17 protein-coding genes are annotated in these 24,760 nt (G+C 41.9%); 11 read left to right on the plus strand and 6 right to left on the minus strand.

Annotated features, from left to right (window positions below; genetic code table 11):
• Positions 1 to 135 precede the first annotated feature (135 nt).
• Positions 136 to 1,449, minus strand: coding sequence for a group II intron reverse transcriptase/maturase (gene ltrA / locus AU255_RS05140; protein ID WP_080521772.1), 1,314 nt, complete (start codon positions 1,447 to 1,449; stop codon positions 136 to 138).
• A gap of 709 nt (positions 1,450 to 2,158) precedes the next feature.
• A complete protein-coding gene (locus AU255_RS05145; protein ID WP_143735860.1) occupies positions 2,159 to 2,563 on the minus strand; it encodes a hypothetical protein in 405 nt (134 codons plus the stop codon).
• 146 nt (positions 2,564 to 2,709) lie between these two features.
• On the opposite strand from AU255_RS05145, the gene AU255_RS05150 reads away from it, so the two are divergent.
• On the plus strand, positions 2,710 to 4,290 hold the full coding sequence (locus AU255_RS05150) for an IS66 family transposase (protein WP_080520980.1): 1,581 nt from the start codon (positions 2,710 to 2,712) through the stop codon (positions 4,288 to 4,290).
• Here the strand turns inward: AU255_RS05150 and AU255_RS20265 are convergent.
• Positions 4,252 to 5,199 carry a lipase family protein gene (locus tag AU255_RS20265; RefSeq protein WP_080521879.1) on the minus strand — a complete coding sequence of 316 codons (948 nt, stop codon included), beginning with the start codon at positions 5,197 to 5,199 and terminating at the stop codon, positions 4,252 to 4,254. The genes AU255_RS05150 and AU255_RS20265 overlap by 39 nt on opposite strands.
• A 211-nt stretch (positions 5,200 to 5,410) precedes the next feature.
• Here AU255_RS20265 and AU255_RS05160 point away from each other — a divergent pair, with 211 nt between their 5' ends.
• From AU255_RS05160 to AU255_RS05180, 5 genes are all read left to right on the plus strand, one after another.
• Positions 5,411 to 5,701 (plus strand): IS30 family transposase, encoded by a 291-nt coding sequence (locus tag AU255_RS05160; protein WP_269844798.1) that lies wholly within the window; start codon positions 5,411 to 5,413, stop codon positions 5,699 to 5,701.
• A 111-nt stretch (positions 5,702 to 5,812) separates the two neighbouring features.
• A complete protein-coding gene (locus tag AU255_RS05165) occupies positions 5,813 to 8,206 on the plus strand; it encodes a type I restriction-modification system subunit M (protein WP_080521881.1) in 2,394 nt (797 codons plus the stop codon).
• On the plus strand, positions 8,206 to 9,546 hold the full coding sequence (locus AU255_RS05170) for a restriction endonuclease subunit S (RefSeq protein ID WP_080521882.1): 1,341 nt from the start codon (positions 8,206 to 8,208) through the stop codon (positions 9,544 to 9,546). The genes AU255_RS05165 and AU255_RS05170 overlap by 1 nt, the downstream gene beginning before the upstream one ends.
• Positions 9,546 to 10,535: a Fic family protein gene (locus AU255_RS05175; protein ID WP_080521883.1), complete on the plus strand. Its 990-nt coding sequence runs from the start codon at positions 9,546 to 9,548 to the stop codon at positions 10,533 to 10,535. The genes AU255_RS05170 and AU255_RS05175 overlap by 1 nt, the downstream gene beginning before the upstream one ends.
• A gap of 475 nt (positions 10,536 to 11,010) precedes the next feature.
• Positions 11,011 to 12,654 (plus strand): DEAD/DEAH box helicase family protein, encoded by a 1,644-nt coding sequence (locus AU255_RS05180; protein WP_233144555.1) that lies wholly within the window; start codon positions 11,011 to 11,013, stop codon positions 12,652 to 12,654.
• Here AU255_RS05180 and AU255_RS05185 read toward each other — a convergent pair.
• Positions 12,573 to 13,568 carry an IS30 family transposase gene (locus AU255_RS05185; RefSeq protein ID WP_143735847.1) on the minus strand — a complete coding sequence of 332 codons (996 nt, stop codon included), beginning with the start codon at positions 13,566 to 13,568 and terminating at the stop codon, positions 12,573 to 12,575. The two genes, AU255_RS05180 and AU255_RS05185, sit on opposite strands and share 82 nt — an antisense overlap.
• A gap of 259 nt (positions 13,569 to 13,827) precedes the next feature.
• On the opposite strand from AU255_RS05185, the gene AU255_RS05190 reads away from it, so the two are divergent.
• On the plus strand, positions 13,828 to 15,123 hold the full coding sequence (locus AU255_RS05190; protein WP_233144556.1) for a type I restriction enzyme subunit R domain-containing protein: 1,296 nt from the start codon (positions 13,828 to 13,830) through the stop codon (positions 15,121 to 15,123).
• Between the two features lie 284 nt (positions 15,124 to 15,407).
• Here AU255_RS05190 and AU255_RS05195 read toward each other — a convergent pair whose 3' ends face one another.
• Positions 15,408 to 15,878, minus strand: a complete 471-nt coding sequence (locus AU255_RS05195; protein ID WP_080521884.1) for a hypothetical protein — start codon at positions 15,876 to 15,878, stop codon at positions 15,408 to 15,410.
• 725 nt (positions 15,879 to 16,603) lie between these two features.
• Between AU255_RS05195 and AU255_RS05200 the strand changes: the two genes are divergently transcribed.
• The gene (locus AU255_RS05200) at positions 16,604 to 17,452 is read left to right on the plus strand and encodes a DHH family phosphoesterase (RefSeq protein WP_080521885.1); all 849 of its coding nucleotides are present in this window, start codon (positions 16,604 to 16,606) and stop codon (positions 17,450 to 17,452) included.
• A gap of 68 nt (positions 17,453 to 17,520) precedes the next feature.
• Here the strand turns inward: AU255_RS05200 and AU255_RS05205 are convergent, their stop codons facing one another.
• A complete protein-coding gene (locus AU255_RS05205; RefSeq protein ID WP_143735861.1) occupies positions 17,521 to 18,432 on the minus strand; it encodes a class I SAM-dependent methyltransferase in 912 nt (303 codons plus the stop codon).
• Positions 18,433 to 18,650: 218 nt separating this feature from the next.
• Here AU255_RS05205 and AU255_RS05210 point away from each other — a divergent pair, with 218 nt between their 5' ends.
• The 3 genes from AU255_RS05210 to AU255_RS05220 all read left to right on the plus strand — a co-directional run bounded on the left by AU255_RS05210 (position 18,651) and on the right by AU255_RS05220 (position 24,611).
• Positions 18,651 to 19,238: a DUF308 domain-containing protein gene (locus tag AU255_RS05210; RefSeq protein WP_080521886.1), complete on the plus strand. Its 588-nt coding sequence runs from the start codon at positions 18,651 to 18,653 to the stop codon at positions 19,236 to 19,238.
• Between the two features lie 157 nt (positions 19,239 to 19,395).
• Positions 19,396 to 21,153, plus strand: coding sequence for an autotransporter assembly complex protein TamA (locus tag AU255_RS05215; protein WP_143735862.1), 1,758 nt, complete (start codon positions 19,396 to 19,398; stop codon positions 21,151 to 21,153).
• Positions 21,150 to 24,611: a translocation/assembly module TamB domain-containing protein gene (locus tag AU255_RS05220; RefSeq protein ID WP_080521888.1), complete on the plus strand. Its 3,462-nt coding sequence runs from the start codon at positions 21,150 to 21,152 to the stop codon at positions 24,609 to 24,611. The genes AU255_RS05215 and AU255_RS05220 overlap by 4 nt, the downstream gene beginning before the upstream one ends.
• Positions 24,612 to 24,760 lie beyond the last annotated feature (149 nt).

The following is a 24,760-nucleotide window of genomic DNA, read 5'->3' on the forward strand; positions in this document are numbered from 1 at the left end:
CATACAATTACGCATAAGCAGAACCTGGCGGGTTAAATGCCAGGTTATAAAAACTTGGAATAGCATATCGGGTCAGAGGGAGCCGCAGCTCCCGTCTGCCCACAGAACCGTGCGTACGGGTCCGTACACGGCTCCTCACGCAAGACGTATCCATTGAGAAACTTCAAACCAATGCTCTAACTTTCGGTCGGATCGTATTTCCTGCCCTTTCAGATTTATAAACCAACTGTTCGGATAAGCCCTCGTCACTGCTCGCGCATTGGAGAGTTGCCACCGTTTGTTGTTTGAAAAGACGGCTTTTGATGCTTGTTTTCGTGGTACGCCCCGTTTGACCAGTTTTCGATATAGATGCTGTTTTCTCTTTTGTTGATCGACTATTCGTGATCGTAGTCGTCGCCTGATATGGGCTTCGATTTTATTCAATTGTGAGGGGTAGTAAGTCAAACTGTAGTAATTTGACCAGCCCACATACCATTGATTGATCTCGTCCAGTGATGTATCCAGAGTCTGATGTGTACCTCGCGGTGTCAGTTCTTCGATTTCACTCATGGCTGTTTGCAGGGCTTTATGCGCAATGGCAATTGTCCCCTTAACCACGGTAAAACCTAAAAACTTTACCGCATCGGATTTAGCCACCTGGCTTTTCTCCTGATTCACTTTCAGTTTCAGCTTCTTTTCGATGAATTGGCTGACTTTTTCCATCACTCGATCTGCCGCTTTTTGCGATTTTACGAAGATATTACAGTCGTCCGCGTACCTGCAAAATTCCAGTCCACGTTTTTCCAATTCCTGATCCAGTTCATCCAGAACGATATTGCTCAGCAAGGGACTGAGTGAGCCCCCTTGCATTGCGCCTTCCTTGCTGGGGTTGACGATGCCATTGATCATGACGCCGCTACGCAACATGTTTCCGACTAGGCGAAGTATCCGTTTGTCGGATATTTTCTCGCCCATTCGGGCTATCAGCCTGTCGTGATGGATTCTATCAAAAAACTTGGATAGATCTATATCCACCACGTAGGGCTTGCCACTGTTCACTATCTGTTGTGCCGCTTGTACCGCTTCGTGCTGGCTTCGCCCTGGGCGAAATCCATAGCTGTGCGGTGAAAAATGCGGATCAAAGACCGGTTCCAGCAGTAGCTTTAATGTTGTTTGTACCACTCGATCCCGTACCGTCGGTATGCCGAGTAGTCGTACACCTTTGCCTCCCGGCTTGGCTATTTCTACTCGACGGACTGGCGAGGGTTGATAAGTCCAGTTTGCGAGTTCCTCTTGCAACTGACTTAGCTCTTCGTCTAAACGAGTTTCAAAGTCTGCAATGGTTATTCCGTCTATGCCGGGTTTACCTTTGTTTTTCTTTACCTGTTTAAAAGCGACGCCCAAGTATAAGGTTGAGCATAACTGGTCGAAAAGTCTGGGTTCCTCTATTAATAGGTCGTGTTCGTTCATTTCACTTTTTTTTCTTTCTTTTGCAATGGGCTTTCTTCAATCTCGCACAACCGATTCGTTCACTGTTTACGACGCGAATAGAGGGTTGTTCCTGTTAGGCTGATCTCAGTCCATCAGTTTATAATCAACGGCCATGGCCGCTTACGTGTTCCGCCCTTCACCTCCAACGTCCTGTTGCTGATTTGATGTTTTACCCTCCTTCATGTCACCATGAATTCATCGGCACCAAACTTTACGATTACTATGGCTTCATCTGAAAACCCTCGGTTCATAACGTCTACATTACTGTAGCGCTTAGGGCTTAAGGAGTCGCAGTTACTCCGACCCAAAGCCGACGGCTCTTCACTGGGTAAGATAGTCAACTATCTCTCGATCTACCTACCTTCAATACAACAACACGTTACGGTGAGAATATTGGACTTCGGTGGTCGCGGGCACCTTATCCCCTTGTTGCCGCCTTACGAAGGTTCACTTTCGTTTAGGTGATCGATTTGGCTAGAGCTTCCTTCAGATTCCGCATTGGCTCCCAATAACCGTGTTTCCCTGTTGGGTAGCTACCGGGAGTTTCTTTGGACACCCTTGCTTTCGCCTACTTTTTCCCTTCTCACAGGGCAAAGGCTGGACTTCCACCAGCTAGCTGACTATCATGCCAGTCACACCACACTTGACTTCAGTACCAGAATTCAAGTTTACTCGGCCCCCCCGTAGTTTAATTGATTGGAGTTATGACTGGGGCTATCTCCTGGGTAACTTCAAACGGAATACCAAATGCAGCTCTATAACCATTTCCATGAATAATCGCAAGATCTTCAAGAAATGTCTTCAGGTCAGTGATTGGAGAGGTGGGTAAGGGTACCTGCACTATCTCACCGGAAATTACAGCTTCTATTGGCCAGGCTACAAATGGTTTTTCTACTGTGTTTTCATTGATTTCAAATGTAGTGTGCTGCATTGTCATGTCAGCAAGTTTGCCAGCAGTATATGCATAGGCAACAGCAGCAACAAATGCTTTAGACTCTTTACCCCATGGTATATCAAGCTTGCCAAGCTGAGTGTCGACATTCAGACCATTAAAGGGATCGTACAACCAAAAGTAATAGTTCTCTTCTGGCACAGCCAGTTCTTTATAAAGGTAATTCCAGGCATGAGGAACCACATCCCATTTACTATAAACTAGCGTGTTCAGATATTTGACGCTATTTCCAGAAACTTCTCATTATCCACGGGAAAATATTAAAAAGTTGCTTTACAATATATTCTATGAACTCGCCTAAACCTGAATTACCAGAGATAAACAAAGAAGATCGCACACCGCTAGTCGATGTGTTATTGGAAATGCTTGCCTGGCAACAAAAGCAGATTGATGAGTTAGCACAAGAGATACTCAAGCTTAAAGGCGAAACCACAAAGCCTAAAATCAAACCGAGTACAATGGATAAGGAGGGTGCCCCAGGAAGTGATGACTCCTCATCAAAAAGGAAAAAAGGCCCAAGGCGCAGTAAAAAAGGCAACCTCAAAATAGATGAAACCCAAATTATTCAGCCGGATGAAATCCCAGAGGGTTCACGCTTTAAAGGGTATCAGGATCGTGTTATTCAGGATATTACCTTTCAAACTCATAACATTCGTTATCGTTTAGCAGAATATATAACGCCAGAGGGTCTTACGATTTTAGGTCAGCTTCCCGAAGACATTCAGGGAGGTAGTTTTGGTAAAAGCCTTATTGCCTTTATTCTCTATCAATACCATCACCAACATGTCACACAGCCATTACTACTGGAACAAATTCGTGATTTAGGCGTCGATATTTCGAGCGGTAAGCTCAGTTATATACTAACAGAAGATCTGGACGATTTTCATGCCGAAAAAGATGAATTACTGAAGACGGGATTATCCGTTTCTAAATATATTCATACAGATGATACTGGCGCACGGCATAAAGGGCAAAATGGCTATTGCACACATATTGGCAATGATTTTTTTGCCTGGTTCAGTAGTACAGAAAGTAAAAGCAGAATCAATTTTTTAAACTGTCTATCACAAGGCAAAACAACGCTTTATACATTGAACACAGGTGCCATTGAATACATGGCACAAAATAAGCTGTCTGTTGTAATCTTGGCGACACTGGAAAATATCAGTGTCTGCATTAACACGGCACCTGACTGGTGCGAATGGCTGGATCAGCAAGGCATCGTTAAACCTCGGCACAGAAAAATAGTCACGGAAGGTGCTTTGATGGGAGGGCTGCTAGACCAAGGCATTTCCTCTGACTTTTCAATTATCAGTGATGATGCAGGGCAGTTTAACGTCTTTGATCATGCCTTGTGCTGGATCCATGCCGAACGAGTGATTAATCGCCTGATTCCTTTAAATGACAGCCATACCAAGGCAGTAGATGACGCACGCGACCAGCTTTGGTCGATTTACCATGACCTGAAAGCTTATAAACTTAATCCTGTTACCGAACAGGCGAGCAGTATCAGGCAGCGCTTTCAAATCCTATGCAGTACCAAAACCTGTTACGAAACGCTTAACCAGGCCCTCGGGCGAATGGGGAAAAATCAACATGAACTCCTCCGTGTACTCGACAAACCCTACCTCCCACTTCATAACAATTTAAGCGAACGGGATATAAGGGATTACGTCAAGAAACGAAAAATCAGCGGGAGTACACGAAGTGATGCAGGGCGGAAAGCCCGTGATACTTTTGCCAGTCTCAAGAAGACCTGCCGAAAGCACGGCATGTCATTTTGGGGTTATTTAAAAAGTCGCTTACTGAAGTTAGAAGGGATTCCTCCGTTATCGGAAGTCATTCGTGCGGCCGCTGCCAGTGGATAATGAGAAGTTACTATTTCCAGCATTAACGGGTACGGAACATTGTGGAAATTTGGCATCCCAAAGACTGGCATAAGCTGCATTGCCTGGCGTAGGACCTGCAGTTGGCAGCGCAAAAACATGTCCTGCCCATTCTGGATTACTCGCACTGAGCATATCTTGCGCCCAGTTTGCAAGAGTTGGAGCAAGGGCACCACCTAAACTGTGTCCCGTAACAATCAGTTTAGTGCTGCCAGCTTCACTCTGCTTTAACTGCGCCAAAAATTCTTGAAGCGAAAGGTCTTTATTCGGTGCATATTGAGATGGCACTAATCTGTTTAACAGATAAAATACACCATCAGCTGTACCTTTTGAGATCATCGGATCAGTTTTGACTATTTGCTTAAGGGGAACGGTCACAGGTTTATGATCTACAGGCATTGGCCATTTGACCAGAAATTCTGGCCCAACCTGAAAGTCTTCAACCAGCCAATCCAGACCGGCAGTCGCATTGGTGCCAGCAATGGCTAAAATGTATGTGTCCTGAGAAGCGCTGTAGACTACAAAAGCGGTATTATCCGTTTCAAACAAACTGATGGGGAATTCATAAACACCTGGCCCCCAGGCTGGTTTCCAGTCTCCGCCAATTAGCTTTGAACCAAGTGTCTTGATTAGACCAGAGGCCACGGCACTGTGCTGCTCACCCTTGTTGTCAAAAAACAGGTAGGGTTGGTTTATATTGCCATTGGTAAGTGCGGCATATGCAAAGTCGGCCTGTTTCCGTGAGATGCCAGTTAACCCTCCAGTGTCACTGACCGTTGTTTTAAATAAATATGCAGTTTGAATCAAATCAAAACTGTTTGCTGGCAAGGAGCTGGAATTTGGACATTCTGCTTCTGCTGGAGATATGGCAGTTGCAACTTTCGAAGTCACAAGTAGCCCGCTTATCAGAATGATTGCGGCAATTTTATGCCCCAGTCCATCTGTTCCTTTATATTATTCATATTCTTTTTCCTTATGTTATTTATGAGATGATTTTAGACTATAGCTGAATTAATCAATGGAAGTGATTTTAATTGACATAAAGGAATTCGTTAATTAATGATGCTTAATGCTGCGGGATCTGCATAACTAAAGAGCCGATATTTTAGTAGCAGGAAAGTTTGTAGACAAAAAATCAGAAACGTTTATGCACTTATTATACGAATTCAGGTTTGAACAAATAAACCCAAAACATATTAAAACGTTTACCGTTGATAATGGCAGTGAATTTGCTCAGTTTAAAGACTTAGAAAAAGCCACAGCAAGCCTGGTGTATTTTGCGGGTCCCTACAGCCCTTGGCAGCGTGGATTAAATGAAAATACCAATGGTCTATTGAGAAGATATTTTCCAAAGGGATGTAATTTTCATGAGATTAGTGATAGTCTCATCTAACAAGTCGTTGAAAAATTAAATCATCGGCCAGGGAAATGTTTAAAATAACCGCACACCTTACGAGGTTCTTTTTAAAAACCAAAAGTGTTGCACTTGTAACTTGAATTCGCCATGGATCACACAGCACACAACAAACTTATTTCATTTATCTGGTCAATTGCTGACGACTGTTTACGCGACGTTTACGTGCGCGGCAAGTATCGGGATGTTATCTTGCCCATGGTCGTGTTACGCCGACTGGATACTTTACTAGAACCCGGCAAACAAGCGGTTCTTGATGAAGTTAAATTCCAGATAGAAGAAATGCAGGCAACTGAACTGGATGATGCACCTTTAAAAGAAGCATCGGGCTATGTATTTTACAACACCAGCAAATGGACACTGCAACAGCTTTTCGGCACGGCAACCAATAACCAGCAAATCCTACTGGCTAATGTAGAAGAATACCTCAATGGCTTTAGTGATAACGTCAAAGAAATTGTCGAACGCTTTAGGCTCAAGGCCTTGGTCCGACATATGGCCAATAAAGATGTCTTGCTGAATGTGCTGGAAAAATTTGTTTCCCCTTATATCAATTTAACCCCTGAAACAGTCGAAGACCCTGAAGGCAATAAAATGCCTGGCTTATCTAACCTGGGCATGGGTTATGTGTTTGAAGAGTTGATCCGTAAATTTAATGAAGACAACAACGAAGAAGCTGGAGAGCATTTTACCCCGCGTGAAGTGATTGAACTGATGACGCACCTGGTCTTTGACCCCGTCAAAAACGCTATACCTAGCGTCATATCAATCTATGACCCGGCCTGCGGTAGTGGCGGGATGTTGACCGAATCGCAGAATTTTGTCGAGGAAAAATACCCCAGCGTCGGTATTAGCCGCGATATTCATCTATTTGGCAAAGAAATCAACGATGAAACTTACGCCATTTGTAAATCAGACATGATGATCAAAGGTAATAACCCGGAAAATATCAAAGTCGGTTCCACTCTGTCAACGGATGAATTTGCTGCGACTCGCTTTGACTTTATGCTTTCCAATCCACCTTACGGTAAAAGCTGGGCAAGTGAGCAGAAGTATATTAAAGAAGGTAAAGAAGTGATCGATCATCGCTTTATTATCAGCTTACCGAATTACTGGGGTAAAAATGAAGTGGTTGATGCTGTGCCGCGCTCCAGTGATGGTCAATTGCTGTTTCTGATGGAAATGGTCAATAAAATGAAATCACTGGATTCGGGGTCGAAAGGTTCTCGTATTGCCTCAGTGCATAATGGTTCCAGTTTATTTACCGGTGATGCCGGTTCAGGCGAAAGCAATATACGCCGTTATATTATCGAAAACGACCTGCTGGAAGCCATTGTACAAATGCCCAATAATCTGTTCTACAACACCGGCATTACCACCTATATCTGGTTATTAAGCAATCACAAAGCAGGCGCAAGACTAGGTAAAGTCCAGTTAATCGATGGCAGCTTATTGTTTCGGAAATTGCGTAAAAACCTGGGTGCGAAGAACTGTGAATTTGCCCCTGAACATATTCAGGAAATTGTTGATTGTTACTTAAATAGTGCCACAACGGAACGAGTACTTAATGACAATCACGACTCTATGGGCATTGCCTCACAAGTCTTTGCCAATAGTGACTTTGGTTATTACAAAGTTAATATAGAACGTCCGGACCGCCGTAAAGCGCAATTTAGCCTGACACGCAATGAAAGCTTACGTTTTGATAAACAGCTACAAGAAGCGATGGCTTATCTGTACCAAACACACGGTGAAAAAGTCTATCAGGCAGGCTTTCTTAAAGCGCAACAAAAAGCCATTGTGGAATGGTGCGAAGACAATGACATTAGCCTTAATGCCAAAGCGCGTAGCAAATTGCTCGACCTTAAACTATGGCAGAAACAAATGACCTTAGTCAACACAGCGAATACCTTAATGGCCGAACTAGGTGAAACTGAATACCGCGATTTTAATCTGTTTAAACAGGATGTCGATGCCAGCTTAAAAACAAGTGAGATCAGACTGGGCGCTAGTGAGAAAAACGCTATTCTTAATGCCGTCAGTTGGTATGACGAAAGCGCAGAAAAAGTCATCAGGAAAAAACAAAAATTCGGTGCCGACGATTTAAGCGCTTTAATAAGCCATCTGGATTGCCAGCAAAGTGATTTAGCCGATTACGGTTACTATCAAATTGGCAATAGTAATGAATACCTTATGTATGAATCCAGCGCAGAACTGCGTGATGCAGAATCTATCCCGCTTAAGGATACTATTCACCGCTACTTCCTGGCCGAAGTTAAGCCGCATGTCGCCGAAGCCTGGATTAATCTGGACAGCACCAAGATTGGCTATGAAATCAGTTTTAATAAATACTTCTATCGTCATAAACCGTTACGCAGTATGGAGAAAGTGGCTAAAGATATTGTTGATTTAGAGCAAAAAGCAGAGGGTTTGATTGCGGATATTTTGGGTATTGCGGTGGCTGATATTCAAGTGGGGGCGTGATGACAGTTTTAGCGGTTATGCCTAAATATAAGGTTTATAAGGACTCGGGGGTTGAGTGGTTGGGACATATACCTAGCCATTGGCTCATCCGTCCCTTTACAAAAATATTCAGTTTTGGGCGAGGGCTAAGCATTACCAAGGAAAATCTCCAAAACGAAGGGATTCCTTGTGTTAATTATGGGGAAATACATTCTAAATATGTCTTTGAAGTCGATCCGAACAAACACCTTTTGAAATGTGTAGACAATAAATATTTAGATAGCTCCTATAAATCCTTATTAAAATATGGCGACTTCGTTTTTGCTGATACTTCAGAAGATATAGAGGGTTCTGGTAATTTTACATACTTAAATAGTAAGCAAAACGTTTTTGCCGGTTATCACACTGTTATTGCTCGCCCAATTGAAGCTATAAATAAAAGATTTCTTGCGTATATATTGGACTCTATCTCTTATCGTACTCAAATACGGAGAAAAGTTAAGGGAGTCAAAGTATACAGTATTACTCAGGCTATTCTTAAATCGACAAAATTGTGGTTACCTCCTGATGATGAACAAACTACCATTGCTAACTTTCTTGATAAGAAAACCGCACAAATTGATCAAGCCATTGCCATCAAGCAAAAGCAAATTGAGCTGTTAAAAGAGCGCAAGCAAATTATTATCCAAAAAGCCGTGACTCAAGGTTTAGACCCTGATGTACCATTGCGTGATTCAGGTGTAGATTGGATTGGTGAGATACCTGAGCACTGGGAAATACGAAGAAGTAAGTTTTTATTTACACAGAGAAAAGAAAGAGCATGGAAGGATGATGTCCAATTATCTGCCACCCAAGCATACGGAGTAATTCCACAGGATGAATACGAAGAAAAAGTGGGCAGAAAAGTTGTAAAAATACAATTTCACCTAGATAAAAGGAAACATGTTGAACTAAATGACTTTGTAATTAGCATGAGAAGTTTCCAAGGTGGATTAGAGAGGGCTTGGGCAAGGGGATGTATTCGCTCTTCATATATTATTCTTAGGTCTTTAGAAGACATTGATACTAACTTTTATAGCTACCTCTTGAAATTACCAAGCTACATTAAAGCATTACAGAAAACTGCTAGTTTTATACGTGATGGTCAAGATCTCAATTTTGAAAACTTTTCAAAAGTAGATTTATTTATTCCACCTTTGAAAGAGCAAAATGAGATTGCCATGTTTATTGTTCAACAAACATCTCTAACCGATATAGCAACTGAGCTATACCAACAGCAAATCAAAAACCTAAAAGAATACAAAACCACCCTGATCAATAGCGCTGTGACAGGTAAGATCAAAGTACCTGAGCTTGTCTAATGGCTTATCAACCGCCTTTTCAGTTGACGCATACCATGACCCGACAGGTTGCCCGAATTGGTGAACTGATTGGCACCTGGAAAGCGACGCATCAGAACTTGTTATTACCCGAACTTCGGCGTGGTAATCGCATTAAAACCATTCAAGCCTCTTTAGCCGTAGAACAAAATACCCTGAGTGTAGAACAGGTCACGGCGGTTTTAGCGGGTAAAACCGTGCTGGGGCAGCCGCGTGAAATTCAGGAAGTGCTGAATGCTTTTGCAGCCTATGAAGCTATGAGTCACTGGCAGCCGCACAATCTTGAGGATTTGCTGGCGGCACATGGATTGTTAATGCGGGGTTTAGTGGATAATGCTGGACATCTGCGGCAGAGCGGCACGGGCATCTATCAAGGGACGCAACTGGTTCATATGGCACCACCCGCCAATCAACTCCCGCGTTTAATGGATGATCTACTGACATGGCTTAAAACCACCGATGCGCACCCGCTGATTGCTTCCGCTGCCTTTCATTATGACTCTGAATTTATCCATCCGTTTAGTGATGGCAATGGGCGTATGGGGCGCTTATGGCAAACGCTTATTCTAAGCGACTGGCAACCGATGCTGGCTTATTTACCAGTAGAAACGGTGATTAAGCATCGCCAGCAAGCGTATTACCAGCTACTGGGTGAAGCCGATCAAAATAGCGATTGCTCGGCCTTTATTGAATTTTTATTAGCCGCGATTGAAAGCAGCTTAGAAGAAGCCATTGCCAGTGAAACAGAAACGCGGGTAGAAATGCAGGTAAAAACGAGGGTAAAAACACCAGACAAAATTTTAGCTTTATTACAGCAACAACCCGAGCTAACACTCGCTGAGGTTGCCAATCATATCGGTCTTTCAACCAGTACCGTAGAACGCGCGGTTGCGAAATTAAAACAACAACACAAACTTTCCTATCATGGCCCTAAAAAAGGCGGGTATTGGCAGGTGAAGATAACAACGTAGGTTGATGCCGTCTTTTTGGCAAACCAACAATTCATCCACCCATCTATATGCCTAAAAATGTTGGGTTAGCTTGTTGCGCTGACGCTTAACAAGCTAACTCAATCTACGCGGTGAAATACCTGCTGTCCTTTGTTAAATTGATAGCCCTTTTATGGAGCCTAAAATAATAAATACACTCCACAAGATAATTTGTTGCAGTTGAAGACTCTACAAATAATTACAAGTAAAATATAAAAACCATAAAAACTAAGGACTCATTGAGCAACGTAGGTTGGCAATACAGCAGTATCCATCGGTATATTCGTCATAAAATTATCGACCCTAATTGGGGTAGCAATCCTATTGCTTTATTTGCTGATGTTGGGCATGAATGAGATGTTTTTATTAAATGTTGGGTTACGAAAAGCAGTAACTCAACCTACGTTTTTTTTATAAGTCGATGATAAAAAATATTAAAATCAGGAACTAATTAAGTATGGTCAGCCAAACCAATGAACAAGCTTTAGAATCCGCCATAGAAAAGCATTTAACCGGCGCGCGTCTGGAAGAACTGGCCAATAAAGTTGGTGAAAAGCCTGCTGGTTTTGGTGCGCATTACTACCACAAGGGGCATGCTGCAGATTTTAATGCCCAATACGCGATTGATAGCCATCACTTTTGGTCATTTCTTAAGCAAACCCAAGAAAAAGAACTGGATAAGCTGAAACGTAATAGCCCTAACGATTGGCAGCGGAAAATCCTTGAACGCTTTGACCGAATGATCAAAAAATATGGCGTTGTGCATTTGTTAAAAAAAGGTTTAGCTGTCGATGATGCTCATCTACATCTTATGTATCCCGCGCCTTTAGCTAGTAGCAGTGACAGTGTGAAGAAGAACTTTGCCAGCAATATTTTTAGTTGCACTCGCCAGGTGCGCTATTCTTTGGCTAATCCATTGCAGGAAATTGATATGGTGTTATTTGTTAATGGCCTAGCATTGGTAACCTTGGAGCTTAAAAACCCATGGACAGGGCAAACAGCACGTTATCATGGGCAAAAACAATACCGTGAAGATCGTGATATTACGCAACCCTTATTAAACTTTGGCCGTTGTTTGGTACATATGGCAGTAGATACTGATGAAGTATATATGACCACCAAATTAACGGGGAAAGAGACTTTCTTTTTACCGTTTAATAAAGGTCATCATCATGGCAAAGGCAACCCTGCCAACCCCGATGGTCATAAAACTGCCTATTTATGGCAAGAGGTTTTCAGTAAAGAAAATCTGGCAAATATTGTGCAACATTTTGTGCGGCTGGATGGTAGCAGTAAAGACCCTATTAATAAACGTACGCTATTCTTCCCGCGTTATCATCAACTGCATGTCGTGCGTAGCCTGATTGCCGATGTTGCCATTAACGGCGTCGGGCAAACCTATTTGATCCAGCATTCAGCAGGCTCCGGCAAAAGTAATTCCATTGCCTGGGCGGCTTATCAGTTAATTGAAGCTTATCCTGCTTCGGCTGATATTCCAGGTGCTAAAGGCCTGGATCAGCCTTTGTTTGATTCTGTCATTGTGGTAACGGATCGTCGCTTACTGGATAAACAGTTGCGTGACAATATTAAGGATTTTTCTGAAGTAAAGAATATCGTTGCTCCTGCGCACAAATCCTCTGAGCTAAAAAGTGCCCTGGAAAATGGTAAGAAAATTATCATTACTACGATTCAGAAATTTCCTTTTATTATTGAGGGTATCAGCGATTTAAGTGACAAGCGTTTTGCGGTCATTATTGACGAGGCGCACAGTTCACAAAGCGGTTCTGCGCATGACAATATGAATAGAGCGATGGGTAAGGATGAAGATGAGGAAGATGTTCAGGATAAAATTCTAGACGCGATGCGTTCACGCAAAATGCGCGGTAATGCTTCTTATCTGGCTTTTACCGCAACACCGAAAAGCACTACACTGGAAAAGTTTGGTCAGCAACAGTCTGATGGTAGTTTTGTCCCGTTTCACTTGTATTCCATGAAACAGGCGATTGAAGAGGCGCGAATTCAAGCAATTAATGCAACACCCTGTGATTTATTTATATCAACCCCCGTTATTTGGCAAAATACTTCCCATGGAGTTCTGTAATTTAACCCTTTTCTTGGACGATGATTAAGTGCTGTAATGGCACTATCAACCTCATCTTGAGTTACCTTATCCAAAGGTTCTTTTTTAGGGAAGTATTGCCTTAATAAGCCATTGTGGTTTTCATTTAAACCTCGTTGCCACGAATGATACGGTTTGGCAAAATAAGTGCCGCAGTCAAGTGTTTTTGCAATGGCTTCATGCCCACAAAACTCACGTCCATTATCAAAGGTAATCGTGTGAACCCAACGTTTAAAAGGCTCAAGAGCATTGATAATCGCCTCTTTCGTTAATTCAGATTCTTTACGCTCAATTGAGATGGCGAAGTTGAGCTTTGAGACCCGTTCAGTCAGCGTCACCAATACGCCTTTATGTCCTTTACCGATAACAGTATCTGCTTCCCAATCACCTAAACGCGTTTTATCATCAACCACTTGTGGTCGCTCATCAATATCAACACGGCTGGGTATCGTTCCGCGATAATCATTTTTTCCATATCGCTTACGATAAGGTTTGGCTTGATGCCTCAAATAAGTATACAAATCGCCACCGGCTGCTTTGTTAGCTAAAATATAACGGTAAATAGTCTCATGACTGACGGAGTCCTTACCTTGTTGTTTTAAGCGTCCTGAAATACAGTCAGGGCTCCATTTCTCTTTGATTAAAGGCGTTATTATCTGTTGTAACTCAGCCGTCATCTTGATGTTTTTGGGCTTATCAATATGGCGTTGTTTAGCTATTCTCTCAGCTTGCTTGTAACGATAACCACACTGACCTGTATTACGCGTAATTTCACGTCCAATAGTCGATTTATGACGCCCCAATGTGATGGCTATTTGATTCTTAGAAACGCCTTGTTTTAGTTGCGTATAAATGTAAAATCTTTCCTCTTGGGTTAGATGGTTAAACGTGTTCATTGAGCACCTCTTTTTAGTTTCAGGTTTTAGTCGACGGAAACTATACCATCTAACCCTTTAAAGAGGTGTTGCAGTTATTATATGAATTCGGGAGGGCTTTATTCTGGATGTTCTGGCCAATTACACCACCTATAAGTCTTATTATGAGATTGAAAAGTCGATAGCGGAAAACCCGCAATTTGATAGTAAAAAAGCGCAGCAGAAATTACGCGCTTATGTAGAACGTAGCCAGCAAACCATCGATACCAAAGCTGAGATCATGATGGATCACTTTATCCCGCAAGTGGTCAATAGCAAAAAGCTTAAGGGTAAAGCGAAAGGCATGGTGATTACGCAGAATATTGAAACAGCGATTCGGTATTACCAGGCGATTAATCGAATTCTAAAGCAACAGGGGAATCCTTTTAAAATTTTAATCGCCTTTTCAGACAAGAAAGAGGTCGATGGCGTTGAATATGTCGAACCTGATATGAATGGTTTCTCTGAAAATGATACCCGACATAAATTTGCTACCGATGAATACCGGCTATTAGTGGTTGCCAACAAATACCTCACGGGCTTTGACCAGCCTAAGCTCTGTTCCATGTATGTTGATAAAAAGTTACAAGGAGTTCTGGCGGTACAGGCCCTATCCCGTTTAAATCGATCAGCGCCTAAATTGGCAAAGAAAACGGAAGATTTGTTCGTATTGGATTTTTTTAATAGTGTTGACGATATCAAGACTGCATTTGATCCTTTCTATACCGCAACCTCTTTATCAGAAGCGACTGATATTAATGTATTACATGAGCTTAAAACAGCGCTTGATGAAGTAGGCGTCTATGAGTGGTCTGAGGTTGAGGTTTTTATTAAGCGTTACTTTAATCAAGACGATGCACAGGAACTCAGCCCCATTATTGATGTTGCCGCAGATCGTTTTAATGCAGAACTGGAGCTGGAAAATGACGACAAAATTGACTTTAAAATCAAAGCTAAACAGTTTGTCAAAATCTATGGCCAAATGGCTTCTATCATGCCGTATGAAATTGTAGCGTGGGAAAAGCTATTCTGGTTTCTGAAGTTTTTAATTCCTAAGCTTAAAGTTGAAGATCCTGATGCTGATTTATTGGATGAGCTGCTTGAATCCGTTGACCTAAGCTCTTATGGTCTTGAACGCGTCAAGCTTAATCAAACTATCAGCCTGGATGATGCTGAAACGGAATTAGATCCGCAAAATTCAAATCCCCGTGGTAAATATGGCGAAGAAGAAACCAACCCGCTTGATGAAATTATTCGTAACTTTAATGAGCGCTGGTTCCAGGGCTGGGGTGCGACACCTGAAGAGCAGAAAATAAAGTTCTTAAATATTGCTAACAGTCTTAAAACACACCCTGATTTTGAGGCCAAATATCAAGGTAACCCGGACCCGCATAACAGAGAGTTAGCTTTTGAAAAAATATTAAAAGAAGTCATGCTGCACCGCCGTAAAGATGAATTGGAACTGTATAAGTTATTCGTCAATGATGAGGCATTTAAAGCCTCGTTGCAGCAAAGCTTACAGCGGATAGTTGCTTAATCCTAGAAACCGCAGTTGACCGCTATAAAACATTATAAGTGACTGAATATAAAATATAATGATCGTAAATGCTTGTCACCTGCTGGGTGACTATACTCCGCTTCACGGTTTTGTGGATAAATTTGCACACGAAATACAGCGTTACTGCTCTTGCCAAGGGCTATGGCCATTGTCTGTGAGCTGTGCCTTGTCTTTCACACTCAGATTTTCCACAAAATCCGTACTCAACTGCGGTTTCTAGGTTAAAGCGGAGCGCGGAATAAAACCTGTTTTTTTATCAATTTTTATTTTTTTTCCAGGCGATCTTCTAACTCACCAATATAAGCGAACAATGAATTTTCTGACTGCTTAACAACTCCGTAAAGATTGTTTTCAAACTGGTCAACTTTTTCTAGTATTTCGGATTTCATTTCTTCTCCATGCGCTGTTTGCTTCGCTAATTCACTTTCCAGGAAATTATATAATTCTGTTACCTGCGATGCCTCGGCCTGATCGATAAGCTTTCGGTTAACCTGCAGTTCACGGGAATGGTGATGCGCTTCAAGAAGAGCGGAGGATTGCAGGTAAGCTATATCAATAAGAAACAATACAGTAATAAAAATTACTATCCCCAGCATTACCAGTCCCAGTGGCACTTGAGCCGTTGTAAACCCAAACGATAATGCACCAGGAGTAATAAAAATATCCCAGTTGTTTACAGCTAGTCCAGCTGTAGCAAGCAAAGCAAGTAGCAGTAAAAGACTAAAAATCCTCATGGAAAAATCTCCTTGGCAATAAAATTAAAGAAAATATGCATAATATAAAGCGCAGAAAAGGGGTTTTTCAACATCGTTTGCGCCTAATAATTCAAGCTGCGTTTTCTAAATGATCAGGGTTTAACACAACATCCTCTATCTTATCCTAATTTCTTGTCAAATCTGACCAGGGTAATGATTTTTCTGCTTTCTTTGCTAACTATAATGCCCGATATTTTCTCAGCAATGGCTCAACTTGCCGCGAATATTCAGTGTCAGAAGAATTGCCTGGCGGTGTTACAAAGCGCTCAAATCAGCTTTGAATCCGCAACTGAGCTGTGTTAAATGGATTATGCTCGTCAAGCCATTTCAGCGCGTCTGGAAAATGTAAAACAAATTCCCCGAAACGATGAAGGGCATAATAAGTTGTTTTAGAATTGCTTTCTTATGCGTAGACCATTGTGCAATATCAACCAGCTCATCTTCTAATGTGTGGTGTGCGCTGACGGTCAAGTTCTAAAACAAGCAGAGTTATCAATCAATAGTGTCATTTGAAAATTGCCAATGCACTTATTAGTTGAATCTAAGCTTTCAAATAAGACAGGGGTATTGCATAAGTTTTTTGATGTTTGCATGTGTCTGGATAAATGAGTGAAAACGGATTATTCAGAGAAAATATCATGCTTGATATTGATTTATGGCATTTAGGTATAGACTAAAAGTTTTATAAGACTCATAGTAGCAATATGACGAGTGAAAACAGCAAACAAACAATAACAGTACTTTATCATGCAGACTGCCTGGATGGTTATGGCGCGGCATGGTCAGCATGGAAGTCCTTAGGTGATTCGGTGCAATATAAGGCGGTACGGCATCAAATGCCGATGCCTGAATTTCCTGCAGGTGACGTGCTATATATATTAGATTTTTGTTATCCTATAGAGCAATTAGTCAATGCTGCCCAAAAAGCCAGTAAAGTTGTTGTGTTAGATCACCATATCAGCGCACAACAAGCATTTAACGCTTATCAGGGGGAAATTCCTGAAAATCTGGAGATAAACTTTGATATGCAGCAAAGTGGCTGCATGATCGCGTGGCATTATTTTCAGGGCGATATTGAGCCGCCCATGCTATTACGGCATATTGAAGACCATGATTTATGGCGGCATCAATTAAGGCATACTGAGGAAATCATGAAAGCCTTGTTTTTGCGCCGGCCGATTTCTTATGCTGCGTTTGAACAGATACAAATAGATATTTTATACCGCGAAGGAAAAATTTTATTAAAACAACATCGGCAAATGGTTAAAACCTTGTTAAATTCGAGGCATAGTATAAGGCTCAATGATACGCTGGGCCTGGCCGTTAATGCACCGGGCGCATTTTCCAGTGATTTAGGACATGCTTTAGCTAAAAAATCAGGGACATTTGGGTTAACCTACCACTATCATGGAAAGAGACAGTGTTATGAGTGTGGCCTGCGTTCTATTGGTGATTTTGATGTTTCTAAGCTGGCAGTTTGTTTCGGGGGGGGCGGGCATCAAAATGCAGCGGGTTTTAGTATCGATAGAAAGGTATTTTCAGGCTTTTTCTAGTTGTTCAGCGAGCCTGGCGATGTTAGCTATTTTGCAAACCATATTGCCGCTGTACCAGCCGAATCTCATTACATGGCTTTAAAGCACAGTATCTTCAGGCCTTTGCCTTCCGCTTCCAGATATACCTCTGGTGCGGGGATTTCTTGTACTAGCGTATATTGTGGTGCCAGTTCTGCTATATGTTCGATTAAGTAATCCCGTCCGAGTTCCGGCGCATTTAAGCATAATAGTAGCGTTGCTCCCGGTGCCATAAATTGATCAAGCCGGCGTAGTATTTTAGGATAGTCTTTTGCAATATCGACACTGCCTTTTTGTAACGTTGGTGGGTCACAAATCAATAGATCAAATGGCCCGCGTTTTTTCAGTCGGCTAAAGGATTTAAAGGTATTAAGCTTTTCAAAGTATACTTGTTCCAGTGCCTGCCCGTTTAAACGATGGTTTTCGCGCCCGGTATTCAGAGCGGCACTGCTCATATCAACATTTAAGACTGACTTCGCATTGCCAGCAATTGCGGCTACTGAAAAACCGCAGGTATAGGCAAATAAATTGAGTACGCGTTTATCCTGACTCTGTTGTTGCACCCATCTGCGCCCGTTACGCATATCCAGAAACAAGCCGGTATTACGAACTTGTCCTAAACGGATATTGAATTTCAGATTATCTTCCTGAATCGCAAGTTGGGTGATGGTAGCGCCGCGAATAATATCAATAGGCCCCGATAATTCATATCGATGTTGCAGTTGCACACTTTGACAAGAGGTTAACTGAGACACCAAGTAATCTGCCAGTATGTCTATTTCAGTCTCTGATTCAGGCGCAAATAAAGTGATTAATATGACAGGCGGCAGCCAGTCTATAGTGACATGATGTAAATCAGGGTAACCATGACCCCGGCCATGAAACAGACGTTGTGCCTGTAATGAGTCTTCTGCTGTTTTGGGTAATTGCAGGTATTGAGACAGTTGAGATAAAGCGGACATAGTTGATTGTTTATCAAAAATAGCTGATTAGTATAGCTCAGTATGCTGGTAATTGCTGTGCTGGAAATGGTCGTTATTCAATATTAGAGGTGTATCTATTTTCAATTAAGTCAGAAATATATAGCTGATTTACCTAGTGACTTTTGCTGGCCGTAAAGACATAATGCTATTTATATAAGCCCATATTTTGTAGTATTGCCAGTACACCAGGAGGTGTTATGAAGACTAAAATTAAAGTCACAGAAGCAGAAACATTTATAAATCGCCCTGGGTGGTTTATGTTCAGGGGCGCAATGATGTTTGCTTTCGGTTCGTTATTGTTAATACTCTCAGTGGTAGCACCCCATATGCAAATGTTAGGAACAAGCTCCTCCTGGATTCCGGTTTCTTCAGCTATCATTTTGCTGGCTGGAATCTTGCGTTGTATTGATGCTTTTGCCTCTGACAGGCAAACGCTTGTGTTAATGAATATGCAAGGCGGTATGATTGATTTAGTCTGTGGGTTTATTATTTTTACAAATATAGGTGCCACATCACTTACGCTTAGCTTGATAGTTGCCGCATATCTTATTATGCAAGGTTTGTATAGATTTATGCTTACTTTTGTGATCGAAATTCATAGTCTCAATTCGGCGAGAATTGGAGGAAGTGTTTCGGTATTGCTTGGGCTTATGGCTTGGTTGAACTGGCCTTTTTCAGACTTTTGGTTTCTCTCCTTTGCGCTCAGCAGTGAAATTGCCAGTCGCGGATGGGCATTAATGTTTTATGCAAATTCAATCAACAAACAACAAAAGGTTAGTCAATAATGGTTTTGTAGATCAACAGGTCTGAGTGACTATAAAAGTATCACTCATATACATATTTTTCAGGTTGTAGGCTCTCATTGCAAACCATGCCAATCTACTTTGCCAACAAATAATTAGATTTATCAAAAATTATTGGCTCTAACTTATTGCTGATTCCTTGAATAATTTCCGCTATTTTATCTTCATCTTCCACCGATTTTGTCAGCTCGGGGTATTTCTGTTTTTTCTTGCTTACTCGGGTTTGCTTTATGCTTCCCCGGAGATAGAAATTCAGGGTCTGAATGATGAGCAAGAAAAAAATGTTCGCGCTTATTTATCTTTAAGTAGTGAGATTTGTGAGGCACCCAGCTGGAAAATCAAACGTTTGTTTAAACAAGCGCCATTGCAGGTAGAGAAAGCTTTACGGGCTTTAGGCTATTATCATCCACAAATTACTAAAAACCTGAGTTGGCAAAATGACTGCTGGGAGGTTTTATTTGTTATTGATCCGGGACCTCCGATGATTATCGATTCTATTGATATTCAGGTGCTGGGGCCAGGAGCAGATGAACTTTTTTTTAGCGAAATATTGCAAGAAATCAGCATTAAAGTTGGCGATACAGTCAATCACGAAGTATATGACGAGATTAAAAAGAAATTAAAAAACCGTGCGGATGCCAAAGGCTATTTCGATAATTATTTTGTACTTAAGCAATTGTCTGTCAATCCTGATACCAATACTGCTACTATTCAATTACATCTACAAACAGGCAAGCGCTATTATATTAGCAAGATTGATATTGAGAAGAATGCCTTAAGTATTTATTTTACAAGTAAATATTTGACGATAAAGGAAGGCCAGGCTTATGACCGGGCCAAGATTTTTGAGACACATCAGTTGTTAGACTCGTCGGATTATTTTAAAAATATCGAGTTAAAATACCAGCAAAATCAGGCACAGGATTATCAGGCTCCGCTAACTGTTAAATTGACTAATCAACCTCAACATGTAGTGTCGGCAGGGACTGGTTATGATACTGACCTTGGTTTTCGGCTTAGTGCCGGGTATAAAAATAGATACTTGAATGAAAGCGGTTATCAGTTTATTTCCAACTTGAATCTATCACTTAAAAAATCTAATCTGGCGCTGGAATATTTGATGCCGCTGAGTAATCCATTAAAAGATCGTTTGTCTTTTTTTGCCGGCGTCACTTATGAAAATACCACCTATGTTGATAATCAAAAAGCTGAGATAGGGGTGCGGCTATCTAACCGCTTATATGGTCAATTAGTACTGGCTGAACAATTAAATTTTGTCTTTGAACGTTTTCGCAATTCTACAAATGATCCCTATCAAACGAGCTATATGTTGGTGCCGGGTATTAGCATGTCCAATGTCAGAGCGACAAAAAAAGGCATGTATTTAGAAGGCTATAAATATATGTTTCAGGTGAACGGAGCGCATCGTAATGTGGGCTCTTCAGTGAGCTTTATTCAGCCCAAATGGTATACCAAAATTTCTTACCCTACCTTTTATGGAGGGTGCCTGATAGCACGAGTTGATTTAGGGGCTACGGCTGTTGATGATTTTGCAAATTTGCCTACGAGTTACCGTTTTTATGCCGGGGGTGGGGAAAGTGTACGTGGTTATGATTATAAAAGTATCGGCCCACGTAATGCCGCCGGGGATGTTGTCGGTGGGCGTTATTTAATCACTAGCAGTCTGGAATATGAGCAACGCGTTTATGAAAACTGGAGCATGGCTGCATTTGTTGATGCGGGAGATGCCTTTAATGACGTTATTGATATGAAGCTGGGTGTGGGTTTAGGTGTACGCTGGTATTCCATAGTGGGGCCGGTGCGGCTTGATCTTGCCGTACCTACGGGTGATTTCGGTGATGTGCATGTGCATTTTAGCTTGAGTACGGCCTTATGAGGATATTATTCCGTGCCTCTCTTGCGATCTTTTGCACAACAGTGTTGATACTTGTGGTGGTGATTGCCTTGCTGTTTTACAGTCCGCAGTTTAATCGCTGGGTGGTGTTGCAGGCCATCAATCAAGTGCCCGGGCTGAGCATTGCTAAAGTCGATGGTTTACTTTTGAGTGATATATTCGTCACTGATGTGAGCTACCGGGATGATGTGGTTGAGGTCAATATAAAGTCGCTGTCTTATCAGCTCAAGTTGCAGGATTTGCTGCAAGAGCGCGTTTTATTTGAGTCATTGCAGGCGGCAGGCGTTGATGTTGTGCTGCTTGACAGCACAGAACCCGTAGCAGAGGAGCCTGAATCGCCTCCTTTTGTTATGCCGGTGACTTTAATGGTTAGTCATATCTCTGTGAGTGACTTGAGTATTAGACAGGGTGAGTCCGATTATTTGCTAGACAAGATTAGCCTGGCTTTGTTGTATCAAGGGCAGGACTTGCAAATTAGCCAGTTGCTGCTGGATAGCGAGATGGTGCAATTGCAGGACGGCAATGTGGCCCTGGAATTAGGGCATAACACGCCCTTTACATTAGAGGTGAACGTGGCGAAATCGGTGCCTGACCTGGCCGATGTAAAGGCGCATGTATCGCTACACGGAGATACTCAGAAAATCTATCTGGATGCCAATGTGATGGTACCGAGCGCTATACATGCACAAGGCTGGGTAGCGTTGAGTGATGTATCCCCGCAGTTTGATTTACAAATAGCCTGGCCAGCATTGCAATGGCCTTTACAGGGAGAGAAGCAATACGCAAGTACAAATGCCAAACTCACTTTGCAGGGGAAAGCGGACGATTATATTGTGAATTTTGATAGCGATTTGTTTGCCAGGGATTTGTCAGCTGAGCACCTGCAGTTACAGGGACAGGGAAACGCCGAACAACTCACCTTAAATACTTTGCTTTTAAAAGCATTAAAGGGCGAAATACTCGCTAAGGGGCGAGTTAGCTGGACAGCAGGATTGCCTAGTCAGCTACAGTTGCAGGCGAAAAAATTACAACTGGCTACACTTGCGCCGGATTATCCAGGTGAAATAAATCTGGACACAGAAATTTCAGGGCAGCTTATTAATGAGCCGGATATTCATGTGCAAGTGAAAAAGCTGGATGGCATAATTTTAGATAAAAAATTACAAGGCACGGCTAACATTCACTATACAGCGGAGCAAACTTTTATAGAAAAACTGCATGCAAGTGTGGGTGCAAACTATATAGATATTCAGGGTGAGGTCGGCAAACGTAATTTAGTGCGTTTTATGCTGAATGCAGAAAATTTACATGATCTCAGTCCTGATTTGATGGGGGCCGTGTTTGCGGAAGGGTCGCTGCATGGAACAATGACTCAACCCCAGGTGAAATTTCATTTATTGTCGGATGGAGTTGGTTTTCAAGAGTATAAAGTCGGCAGTATAGTCGCTAAAGCTATATTAGATACAGCGGGCGAGGGGCAATTAAATGTGCATGCGACTGCACAGAATATTGTGTTTAACGATCAGCAGATTGAACTCATTGAATTACAAAGTATTGGCCAAAATGCACATCATGAGTTGCGTGCTCAGGTGAAGAGTGAGCAGGTAAATCTGGACTTAGCATTACAAGGTGCATGGGAGCCAGTTGCCAGGAAGTGGCAGGGACAGATACAACAGCTGCAAATGCAGAGTGGATCGCTAGGCATATGGGAAATTATAAAAACCAGCCCATTGCAAATTGCCCTGGTAGATGAACAAGCACCAAAGCTGGATACAGAAATTTGTTTAGCTCAAAAAAGCGGGACGGGATTACTATGTATAAGCGCTGTGTCAGAGCTGACCGGGCAAAAACTGACAGGAACTATTCAGCAATTACCTTTATCTATATTTGCCGACTGGATGCCTCCAACGGTGCAAGTAAAAAGTCTTTTGCAGAGTCGGTTTTCCTTTTCTTTACAGCAAGCATTGCAAGGAAATGTGCAGGTAACACTCGATCCGGGTGTCATGATAGTGCAAGACGAAGATATAGGTGTACAGCGAGTTAATTTTAAGATGGCGCATTTTGATGCCCAGCTTTTAGCTGATACGATGCAGTCCAATTTATCTATTGTTTTAAATGATGCTAATCATCTTAAGGGGCAGGTTAAAGTCCTGGGTCTAGCGAACATGGCAACTGCCACAATAAAAGGCTTACTTAATGTACATCTGGAACAAATCGGTTTTATAAGTGCTTTTGCTGATTCAGTGAGTAATGTTGCAGGTCTTATAGAAGGCGAAGTGCATATACAAGGTTTATTAAAGTCACCAAGTCTAAATAACAGCTGGCTGAAATTACAGCAAGGTAGCTTGACTGTAATGAGTGCAGGATTGTCGCTTAGTGATTTGAATATTGAATTAACGCATGCACAAAAAGAGCGGATTTTTTTACGTGGCAGAACTGATATAGAAGGGCAGCGCCTGTTGCTTAATGGTCAAGTCGATCGTTATAGCAGCGATCAATTGCAGTACACTATGACGATAAAAGGCGAGGAATTGAGGCTGATACAAATACCTGAGATACAGGCCTGGTTGTCTCCAGACCTGCAATTATCGGGGAATAAACAAGGCGCTAAATTACAGGGTAATATAGCTGTGCCTAAGGCGATTATGGTATTTCAAACTATTCCAGAAAGTGCGGTAGGTCTTAGCGGTGACGAAGTGGTCGTAAGTGATAAAAAACCGGAGGTCAAAACACCCGCTTACCTGGTTGATATGGATGTAACTATTACACTAGGTAAGGAGGTTTCTGTTCAAGGTTTTGGTTTGAAAGCACGTTTAGAGGGCCAGTTACGCGCATTACAGGTAAATAATGACTTAAAATTGTTTAATGAACTGAATTTACGTGAAGGCACCTATATTGCTTATGGCCAGGATCTAACTATTGATAAGGGGCAGTTACTGTTTGCAGGAAATGTAGAAAACCCTGGTGTCAATATTTTGGCTTCGCGTAAGGCCAGTGACTGGAATGATAAGACTATCGCCTATTTAAGCTTGACCGGAACGCTAAAAAATCCTGTTACCCGTATTTATACTGTTCCGTCATCTAGTGATAATGATGCGTTAGCCTATTTGCTGACAGGTGCGCCGCTTAGTAAGAGCGGAGACAATAGTTCGGCCCTGATAGCTAAAGTTGCATTAGGCCTGGGGCGAGAATATGTTGATGCGGTGATGGGTACTGTTGGTATTGATGAATTGGAAATAAAAAGTACCGCTGTAGGTCAAAATTCGATGGTGATAGGGAAGCGGATAGGTCCTAATTTATATGCAAGGTATATTATGGATGTGCTGACAGCACAAATGCAATTTGCAGTGGAATATAAACTCACTAAAAATATCAGCATAGAAACGCGCGCAGGCTCAACATATAGTAGTGACATTAAATATAGTATTGAGTTTGATTAGGACGGGCTGTCAATATGTTGATAGTTTAATCCACCCAGTAAAAGCTGATTGTCTTGTATTTAGTGGATAACTTCATTTGACGAAATATTGTCATTATGGATGATGAAAACTGAATATGGCCTGTTTCCTGCTAATGATTATATGATACT

Source organism: Methyloprofundus sedimenti, assembly GCF_002072955.1.
GTDB classification, from domain to species: Bacteria; Pseudomonadota; Gammaproteobacteria; order Methylococcales; family Methylomonadaceae; genus Methyloprofundus; species Methyloprofundus sedimenti.